Source organism: Vibrio nomapromontoriensis, from assembly GCF_050337205.1.
Taxonomy (GTDB): domain Bacteria; phylum Pseudomonadota; class Gammaproteobacteria; order Enterobacterales; family Vibrionaceae; genus Vibrio; species Vibrio nomapromontoriensis.
Genome location: NZ_JAKJSS010000019.1, coordinates 90,619 through 100,430 on the forward strand (window position 1 = coordinate 90,619; position 9,812 = coordinate 100,430).

Below are 9,812 nucleotides of genomic sequence, written 5' to 3' on the forward strand. Positions count from 1 at the left end.
TTAGGCTGCCTCTTTTCGTTTGTAACGCTTTTGCCTAAATTTCTCCCGAAACTTGCGCATACCCACCGTGTCGTAAGCGTTGACCATGATGGCCGTGAACAAAAGAGCGATATTAATTGGCCATAATCCAATGTAAGACGGAACAGAGCCATCTTCTAGCGATGACTTCATGGCACTAATCGCCAAAAAGTAGGTGAAATAAACCAAAATAGCCGGGCCCATTTTGGCAAACTTCCCTTGCCTTGGGTTCACAGCAGAGAGCGGGACCACGAGCATCGTCAGAAGCGGGATACAGATCACCAGTGAAATTCGCCAATGTAATTCAGCCTGAGCTTTCGGATCTGGATTAGAAAGCAAATCCAACGTCGGTATCGCCATCCAAGAGCGCCCTCGAGCTTGCGCTTCTCGTTGTCCGATCATGCCTTCGTAATCAGAAAACTCCGTCACCATGTACTCTAAACGTGTTGGTGCACCTTCATAACGGACACCATCATACAAAGCGATAATCTGGCGACCATCACTGAGCTCTTTCACTTCACCAGATTGGGATGAAATGACACTCGGTAAAACCGTATCACGGGGGCTAAGTTGTGCAACAAACACGTTTTCGAGCTTTTTATCTTTAATGCTGTCGATAAAAACCACCGAAGTGCCATCGGGAGTGCGTTGAAATTGTCCCGTCTGTAGCAGTTCTACTGAATTCTCTGAGGCCAATTTCTCCCGTATTTGTACTTCTTGTTCTTGTGTCCAAGGCGCTAACCAAAACGCATTAAATGCAGCAAGCGCGCAGGTGATCGCGGCGAGGTACATCGCCGCGCGAATGAGAAATTTGTTCCCTATCCCCGTCGCATTCATCACCGTTATTTCACTTTCGGCGTAAAGTCGCCCAAAAGTCACCAAAATTCCGATGTAAATACTTAATGGAAACATCAATAAGCCCATCGTAGGCATGCTAATACCAACGAGAGTCATAATAAGTCCAGCGGGAATATCTCCATCAGAAGCATCCGCAAGCACATTGATAAATTGACGGCTGAAAAACACTAAAAAGAGCACAAAAAATATGGCTAATTGGCTCTTAACTGTTTCTCTGATCAAATATCTAACAATAATCACAGTGAAAACACCTATACAAAACTTGTTTTTTTGGTTGAATCGCTATAGTTTTCGGATAAACCTTTTATTTTTTACTTTTTGGATCAATTTTTATCTTACAATTATAGGCCGAACTAACGGCTATGATTCAAACTTTGATAATTGATTATCCAACATTTAGTTCTATTTGTCTTTAGGATGTAGGAGTACGCATGGAGTTTAGTGTTAAAAGTGGCAGTCCAGAGAAGCAACGCAGTGCTTGCATTGTCGTCGGCGTATTTGAGCCACGTCGTCTCTCTCCGGTTGCAGAGCAACTCGATAAAATCAGTGATGGCTATATTAGCTCTTTGCTACGTCGTGGTGACCTAGAAGGTAAACCAGGGCAAATGCTACTGTTGCATCAAGTACCAGGCGTGCTTTCTGAGCGTGTTCTACTGGTCGGTTGTGGCAAAGAACGAGAGCTGGGTGAGCGTCAATACAAAGAGATTATCCAAAAAACCATCAGCACCTTAAATGAAACCGGTTCTATGGAAGCGGTATGCTTTCTGACAGAACTGCACGTTAAAGGTCGCGATACGTACTGGAAAGTGCGCCAAGCGGTTGAAGCGACAAAAGATGGCCTTTACACCTTTGATCAATTCAAGAGCAACAAACCAGAGACGCGTCGCCCGTTACGCAAATTGGTGTTTAATGTACCGACACGTCGTGAGCTCAACCTTGGTGAAAAAGCCATTTCTCACGGCCTTGCTATTGCGTCAGGTGTAAAAACATCGAAAGACCTAGGCAACATGCCACCGAACATTGCAAACCCAGCCTACTTAGCCTCTCAGGCTCGTCGTCTTGCTGACGATTACGAGACAGTGACCACCAAGATCATTGGTGAGCAAGAGATGGAAAAGGTCGGTATGACCTCTTATCTAGCGGTTGGACGCGGTTCTAAAAATGAATCCCTGATGTCTATCATGGAGTACAAAGGCAACCCGGATTCTAACGCAAAACCTATCGTACTTATTGGTAAAGGTTTAACGTTCGATTCAGGCGGTATTTCACTCAAGCCGGGTGAAGGCATGGATGAAATGAAGTATGACATGTGTGGTGCGGCTTCTGTCATGGGTACAATGAAAGCCTTGGCAAAGTTGAACCTGCCTATCAATGTTATTGGTATTCTTGCCGGCTGTGAAAACATGCCAGGCAGCAACGCTTATCGCCCTGGTGACATTCTAACGACTATGTCTGGCCAAACTGTAGAAGTACTGAATACCGACGCAGAAGGTCGCTTAGTACTGTGTGATGCTCTCACTTACGTTGAGCGCTTTGAGCCTGAGTGTGTGGTCGATGTTGCAACGCTAACTGGTGCCTGTGTTATTGCACTAGGTCATCATATCAGTGGTGTCCTTTCTAACCATAACCCACTCTCTCATGAGTTAGTTAACGCTTCAGAGCAAGCTGGCGATCGCGCTTGGCGCCTACCAATGGCCGATGAGTACCAAGAACAACTCAGCAGCCCATTTGCCGATATGGCAAACATTGGCGGCCGTCCGGGTGGCACAATTACCGCAGGTTGTTTCTTATCCCGCTTCACTAAGAAGTATCATTGGGCGCACTTAGATATTGCAGGCACCGCTTGGAAATCGGGTAAAGCGAAAGGGTCAACGGGTCGTCCTGTCTCCCTACTTGTCCAATTCTTACTGAATCGAAGTGGCCACGAAACTGAAGAATAAAAAAAGGGCCTAACGGCCCTTTTACTTTTTAGGTAGCTATGCAAACTGCAACATTTTATATCGTTGAAGAAGAAAGCTTGGAAGATACACAGCCAGGCTTTTTTGCTTATGTTCACTATCTTTGCCGACACTTTACTGGCCAAGGTGCCAAAATTTATCTCAATGCCACCGACCGAGTCTCCGCAGAAGCCTGGGCTGAATACTTTTGGCAAGTTGATGCGAGCGCGTTTATCGCTCACAATTTAGTGGGTGAGGGTCCTAAAAATGGTACCCCTGTAGAGATTGGATTTGACGGCTTAAAACCGAGCTGGAACCGTCAGCTGGTGATAAATGTTGCCGAGACGCACGCAACCTTTGCCCAGACATTCGCTCAAGTGGTAGACTTCGTGCCTTGCGAAGAAAAAGCTAAGCAACTTGCTCGAGAAAGGTATAAAATTTACCGTCAAGCAGGCTACCAGCTACAGACCATCAAGATTCAGCACACTGAATCCTAATCACGGTCAATCCTTATAGGTAAGCGATAATCACGCTTAATTATAAGGTTTGACAGATTTCTTTCACAGTATTAATAAGTTAAGTATCCAGAACGCTATGGAAAAGACATATAACCCAACATCAATCGAACAAGCTTTATACCAAGCTTGGGAAGAGAAAGGCTACTTTAAGCCACACGGTGACACTTCAAAAGAAGCATACAGCATCATGATCCCGCCACCGAACGTCACTGGTAGCCTACACATGGGCCATGCCTTCCAAGATACAATCATGGATACCCTTATCCGTGCTCAGCGCATGAAAGGTAAAAATACGCTATGGCAGGTTGGTACTGACCACGCAGGCATCGCGACACAAATGGTTGTAGAGCGTAAAATTGCCGCTGAAGAAGGCAAAACAAAACACGACTACGGCCGTGAAGCTTTCATCGACAAAATTTGGGAATGGAAAGCTGAATCTGGCGGCACCATCACTCAACAGCTTCGTCGCCTTGGTGCATCGGTAGACTGGGATCGTGAGCGATTCACTATGGATGACGGCCTATCGGCTGCAACTCAAGAAGTGTTTGTTCGCCTGTATGAAGAAGACCTAATTTACCGCGGTAAACGTCTAGTAAACTGGGATCCTAAACTGCACACTGCAATTTCTGATCTTGAAGTTGAAAACAAAGACAAAAAAGGCTTTATGTGGCACTTCCGCTACCCACTAGCGAACGGTGTTAAAACCGCCGATGGCAAAGACTACATTGTTGTCGCAACGACTCGTCCAGAAACCATGCTTGGTGATACTGGTGTTGCCGTAAACCCAGAAGATCCTCGCTACAAAGATCTTATCGGCAAAGAAATCCTACTTCCTGTTGTAAACCGTCTTATTCCTATCGTAGGCGATGAGCACGCAGACATGGAAAAAGGCACGGGTTGTGTGAAAGTCACACCAGCTCATGACTTTAACGATTACGAAGTGGGCAAGCGCAACAACCTACCAATGATCAACATCCTAACGTTCAACGCTGATATCCGTGATGCTGCTGAAGTATTCACAACGAACGGCGAAGAAAGCGATGTTTACTCAACAGACATTCCAGCTAAATACCAAGGCATGGAGCGTTTTGCTGCTCGTAAAGCTATCGTTGCTGAATTCGATGAACTTGGCCTGCTTGAAGAGATCAAAGATCACGACCTAACCGTTCCTTACGGCGACCGTGGCGGCGTGGTTATCGAACCAATGCTGACTGACCAATGGTACGTGCGCACAGCGCCTCTTGCTGAACCGGCAGTTAAAGCCGTTGAAGATGGTCAAATCCAATTCGTACCTAAGCAGTACGAAAACATGTACTTTGCGTGGATGCGTGACGTGCAAGACTGGTGTATCTCTCGTCAACTTTGGTGGGGCCACCGTATCCCAGCATGGTACGACAACGATGGTAAAGTTTACGTTGGTCGCACAGAAGAAGAAGTGCGTGAAAAGAACAACCTAGCGCCTGTTATTGTCCTTAAGCAAGACAACGACGTTCTTGATACTTGGTTCTCTTCTGCACTTTGGACGTTCGGCACACAAGGCTGGCCTGAAGATACAGACGCACTGAAAACCTTCCACCCATCTGAAGTACTGGTATCTGGCTTTGATATTATCTTCTTCTGGGTTGCGCGTATGATCATGATGACCATGCACTTCGTGAAAGACGAAGATGGCAAAGCTCAAGTACCATTTAAAACCGTGTACATGACAGGTCTTATCCGTGATGAAAATGGCGATAAGATGTCTAAGTCGAAAGGTAACGTACTTGACCCAATCGACATGATTGATGGCATCGGCCTTGAAGAGCTAGTCGAAAAGCGTTGTGGCAACATGATGCAACCGAAGCTGGCAGCTAAGATCGAAAAAGCGACACGTAAGACGTTCGAAAATGGTATCGAACCATACGGTACTGATGCACTACGTTTCACACTTGCTGCGATGGCTTCAACGGGTCGTGACATCAACTGGGACATGAAGCGTCTTGAAGGTTACCGTAACTTCTGTAACAAACTATGGAACGCAAGCCGTTACGTACTGATGAACACAGAAGAACACGATTGTGGCATGTCACTGTCTGCTCCAGATCGTGCAAACATGGAGTTCTCTCTTGCTGATAAGTGGATTGAATCTCAGTTTGAAGTTGCAGCGAAAGAGTTTAACGCTCACCTAGACAACTACCGTCTAGACATGGCAGCAAACACGCTTTATGAATTCATCTGGAACCAATTCTGTGACTGGTACTTAGAGCTCACTAAACCTGTTCTTTGGAAAGGCTCTGAAGCGCAGCAACAAGCGACTCGTTACACGCTTATCACGGTTCTTGAAAAGACGCTACGTCTTGCTCACCCAGTGTTGCCTTACATCACAGAGTCTATCTGGCAGAGCGTTAAGCCGCTAGTAGACGGTGTAGAAGGCGAGACGATCATGACTCAAGCGCTTCCTCAGTTTAATGAAGCGAACTTCAATGCTGAGATCGTTGACGACATCGAGTGGGTGAAGACTTTCATTACCGCAATCCGTAACTTGCGTGCTGAATATGACATTGCACCAAGCAAAGGCTTAGAAGTAATGATCAAAGTCGCTGATGAGAAAGATGCGGATCGTATTGAAGCAAATAAGATCGTTCTTAATGCGCTTGCTAAGCTTGATGATATTAAAGTTCTTGCCGACAACGAAGCAACACCTGCGTGTGCGACTAAGCTCGTTGGTAAGTCTGAGCTAATGATTCCAATGGCAGGGCTTATCGATAAAGACGCCGAACTTGCTCGTCTCGATAAAGAAATGGCTAAGATTCAAGGTGAAATTAAGCGTACCGAAGGCAAGCTAAGCAATGAAGGTTTTGTTGCCAAAGCACCAGAAGCTGTTATCACTAAAGAACGAGAAAAGCTTGACGGTTACAAAGAAACCTTAGTTAAACTTGAAGAGCAAAAACAGACGATTGCATCTCTATAACGGTTAACCGTTAAACAGATATTGTCCATCTGCATTTGTAGTTTGAATAAAAAGACCGAAAGCTAACGCTTTCGGTCTTTTTAATATCATCAACTATTTAAGCACGGTTTCCAGTGCTTTAAGGCACAAAGCAACATTCTCTTTTCTTGCCGCATAGCCCATTAAGCCAATCCGCCAAGCTTTACCTGCTAATGCACCTAAACCAGCACCGATTTCCAAATTATAACCTTCCAGCAATTGCTGCCTCACTGCCGCATCGTCAATGCCCTCTGGGAAGTACACTGCGTTAAGCTGTGGCAATCGACTCTCTTTTTCTACCACAAAAGTCAGCCCTAATTTTTCTAGCCCATCCGCGAGTAAAATATGCATCTCTTTATGACGCTGCCATGCGTTTTCGAGCCCTTCATTTTTCAGTATCACTAAGGATTCATGCAAAGCATAAAGGCTATTCACTGGCGCTGTGTGATGGTAGCTACGCTTGCCTTCACCACTCCAATAACCTAGCACTAAGCTTTGGTCTAAGAACCAACTTTGAACGGGTGTTTTACGCGCTTTAATTCGCTCAATAGCAAGAGGCGATAAAGTAACGGGGGATAACCCTGGAACACAAGACAAACATTTTTGGCTACCTGAATACACAGCATCAAGTTGCCACTCATCCACAAGTAATGGAACACCGCCAAGCGACGTCACGGCATCGACAATCGTAAGCATACCATTTTGCTTGGCAAGCTGACTTAACTGCTTAGCATCGCTTACCGCTCCAGTAGAAGTCTCTGCATGTACGAAAGCCAACAATACCGCGTCTGGGTTGTCTGAGATGGCTTGCTGCACTTTTTCAACAGAAACAGGTTTACCCCATTCATCGTCAACGAGGATAGCTTCGCCACCGCAACGAATGACGTTTTCTTTCATACGATCACCGAAAACACCATTTCGACAAACAATGACTTTATCTCCAGGCTCGATTAGATTGACAAAGCAAGCTTCCATCCCTGCGCTGCCAGGAGCAGAGACGGCAATGGTAAAGTCATTCTCTGTCTGAAATGCATATTTGAGTAACGCCTTAAGCTCATCCATCATACCAATAAATAACGGGTCTAAATGGCCAATAGTCGGGCGGCTAAGTGCTTGTAATACCTGTGGGTAGATGTCTGAAGGGCCAGGTCCCATGAGTGTCCTGTGGGGGGGTACAAAGCTAGAAATCGTCATCGAAAGTCCTTTTGTTTTCTAATAATAATGAGGTTACTTGGGTGTAAAGAATCTTTAAGGCTAAATAGTTTGTTCTACAATACGCATGAGATCAACAAATTTGCAACAAATTTGAGGGGTCATATTTTTATTAAATTGCCTCACTCCATTGACATTTGCATCACAAAAACGTTGAATAAACAGGCTATCAAGCAGAAGAGGAGCACTGCCCAGGCAAGTGATGATGTGGAGCCTCAACTCCAACACATTTCACTCATGGGGAGCAGTGCCGAGATAAACTAAATTTGATGGGTTAGTTTATCGGTTAATTGGGCTGAATCCCTTTAACTGTCACCAAACCAAATTGGTGAAGAGCTTCTGAGGTCGATTCATTATCATATGTGCCTCTACTCTTTATTTCTCTTCAAACATCGGACGTTGGGTTTTAACCCTGTAATTTTACTTATTGGAATATCCTGGAGAAAACTGTGAGCGCATTCAATGTAGCTAAATTTGGTGGCACAAGTGTTGCCAACTTCGAAGCCATGAGCCGTTGTGCTGAAATCATCGAAAATAACCCTGAGACAAGACTGGTGGTAAGCAGTGCATGTTCAGGGGTGACAAATATCTTGGTCTCACTGGCTAATGGCGTAAAAAATGATAACGAACGATTAGAACTTATCGAAAAACTCAGAGCGATTCACGTTGCTATACTGAGTCAACTCAAGGATGCAACCTCCATTGAGCCACGTATCAACGCGCTCATTGAAAAAGTAGCAACATTATCAGAAGTCGCCTGTATTGATGTTACCGCCAAGCTGACTGATCACTTAGTGGCATGTGGCGAGAGAATGTCGACACACATTTTCGCACAGCTAATGCGAGAGCGTGGCATTGATGCTGTTCGATTTGATATTCGCCAAGTACTAAGGACCGATAGTACTTATGGAAAAGCGGAACCGAACCTAGAGCAAACCAAAACTCTTGCAGAGCAAAACCTCATCCCTTTGTGTAAAAAGCATGTTGTCATCACTCAAGGGTTTATTGGCGCAGATATTGACGGTGAAACCACAACACTGGGCCGTGGCGGCAGCGATTATAGCGCAGCTCTTATTGCAGAGGCTGTCGAAGCAAGTGGCTTAGAGATCTGGACTGATGTTCCAGGGATCTATACTACTGACCCTAGAATCGCCCCTAACGCTCGCCCTATTCCAGAAATCAGCTTTAGTGAAGCCTCTGAAATGGCTAACTTTGGTGCCAAGATCCTCCATCCATCTACATTATTGCCGGCACTAAGGCATCAAATTCCAGTTTTTGTCGGGTCCTCTAAAGCACCACAAGAAGGCGGAACTTGGGTACGCCAAACAGTAGAAAGTGCCCCGCTATTTCGTGCATTAGCTTTGAGAAATAACCAAACAATGGTGACACTACGGAACCCTAAAATGTTCCAAGCATACGGTTTCTTAGCCGATGTATTTACCATACTGGCCAAGCACAAAATATCGGTAGACCTTATTACAACCTCTGAAGTCAGTGTTTCATTAACTCTTGACCAAACAGACACCAGCGGAAAAGCGCCTGAGCTACCTTTAGATGTGAAGAAAGAACTCGAAGAGCTGTGTATCGTCGAAGTGAAGCAGGATCTTAGCCTAATCGCATTGATTGGTAATAACATGAGCGAAAAGAAAGGTTCCGCTAAAGCGGTATTTGGAACACTTGAGGAGTTTAATCTCCGTATGATCTGCTACGGTGCTAGCCCTCACAACTTATGTTTCTTGCTTGACTCAGATGTTGCAAAAGAAGCAGTGAAAAGGCTGCATATCGACTTATTTGAATAGTTATCATATAGTTAAATAAGTCCCATACTAAGCCTAAGTTCATAACTTAGGCTTTTTTATACACTCTAAACTTAAAGCAAGCTTTTAGTATTACATACTATTTTATAGCGTCAAAATTCCCTAACCTTTTGACGGGGACGCCTAATCTAAGGCGTGGTATAAGTGGCTGAGTGAGCAGGGCTCGAATCGGTGTAACCAACCACCTATCTGACTAAAAGGTAAAGTGACTGACCCGTCACTGACAATTTTCTTCAAACGTAAAAAAGCCTCAGTCTTTCGACTGAGGCTTAGTATAAGTGGCGGAGTGGACGGGACTCGAACCCGCGACCCCCGGCGTGACAGGCCGGTATTCTAACCAACTGAACTACCACTCCGCAGTGGCTCTATCTAAAGTCTTACCTAAGTTGTGCTTCAAATAGATGTCTGTTCAAAGCCTGGCGATGTCCTACTCTCACATGGGGAAACCCCACACTACCATCGGCGCTACTGCGTTTCACTTCTG

The 9,812-nt window shown here is 45.2% G+C and carries 6 protein-coding genes, 1 tRNA gene and 1 riboswitch; of the genes, 4 read left to right on the plus strand and 3 right to left on the minus strand.

What is annotated here, in order from left to right; genetic code table 11:
- Window positions 1-1,116, minus strand: coding sequence for an LPS export ABC transporter permease LptF (lptF, locus tag L4D05_RS21530; RefSeq protein ID WP_428795246.1), 1,116 nt, complete (start codon window positions 1,114-1,116; stop codon window positions 1-3).
- 191 nt (window positions 1,117-1,307) lie between these two features.
- Here lptF and pepA point away from each other — a divergent pair, with 191 nt between their 5' ends.
- From pepA to L4D05_RS21545, 3 genes are all read left to right on the plus strand, one after another.
- Window positions 1,308-2,816: a leucyl aminopeptidase gene (pepA, locus tag L4D05_RS21535; protein ID WP_428795247.1), complete on the plus strand. Its 1,509-nt coding sequence runs from the start codon at window positions 1,308-1,310 to the stop codon at window positions 2,814-2,816.
- Between the two features lie 38 nt (window positions 2,817-2,854).
- The gene (locus L4D05_RS21540; protein WP_428795248.1) at window positions 2,855-3,310 is read left to right on the plus strand and encodes a DNA polymerase III subunit chi; all 456 of its coding nucleotides are present in this window, start codon (window positions 2,855-2,857) and stop codon (window positions 3,308-3,310) included.
- A 97-nt stretch (window positions 3,311-3,407) separates the two neighbouring features.
- Complete coding sequence (locus L4D05_RS21545; protein ID WP_265677583.1) at window positions 3,408-6,281, plus strand: valine--tRNA ligase; 2,874 nt, start codon at window positions 3,408-3,410, stop codon at window positions 6,279-6,281.
- 93 nt (window positions 6,282-6,374) lie between these two features.
- On the opposite strand, the gene L4D05_RS21550 is transcribed toward L4D05_RS21545, so the two are convergent.
- On the minus strand, window positions 6,375-7,493 hold the full coding sequence (locus L4D05_RS21550; protein ID WP_428753416.1) for a pyridoxal-phosphate-dependent aminotransferase family protein: 1,119 nt from the start codon (window positions 7,491-7,493) through the stop codon (window positions 6,375-6,377).
- A gap of 187 nt (window positions 7,494-7,680) precedes the next feature.
- Window positions 7,681-7,858: riboswitch (Lysine riboswitch) on the plus strand.
- A 102-nt stretch (window positions 7,859-7,960) separates the two neighbouring features.
- Between L4D05_RS21550 and lysC the strand changes: the two genes are divergently transcribed.
- A complete protein-coding gene (gene lysC / locus L4D05_RS21555; protein WP_428795249.1) occupies window positions 7,961-9,310 on the plus strand; it encodes a lysine-sensitive aspartokinase 3 in 1,350 nt (449 codons plus the stop codon).
- 297 nt (window positions 9,311-9,607) lie between these two features.
- Here the strand turns inward: lysC and L4D05_RS21560 are convergent.
- Window positions 9,608-9,684, minus strand: a tRNA-Asp gene (locus tag L4D05_RS21560).
- Between the last annotated feature and the right edge of the window lie 128 nt (window positions 9,685-9,812).

Coding starts and splice junctions, on each gene's coding strand:
- pepA (WP_428795247.1), top strand. CDS start 1,308: ATGGAGTTTAGTGTTAAAAGTGGCAGTCCAGAGAAGCAACGCAGTGCT.
- L4D05_RS21540 (WP_428795248.1), top strand. CDS start 2,855: ATGCAAACTGCAACATTTTATATCGTTGAAGAAGAAAGCTTGGAAGAT.
- L4D05_RS21545 (WP_265677583.1), top strand. CDS start 3,408: ATGGAAAAGACATATAACCCAACATCAATCGAACAAGCTTTATACCAA.
- L4D05_RS21550 (WP_428753416.1), bottom strand. CDS start 7,493: ATGACGATTTCTAGCTTTGTACCCCCCCACAGGACACTCATGGGACCT.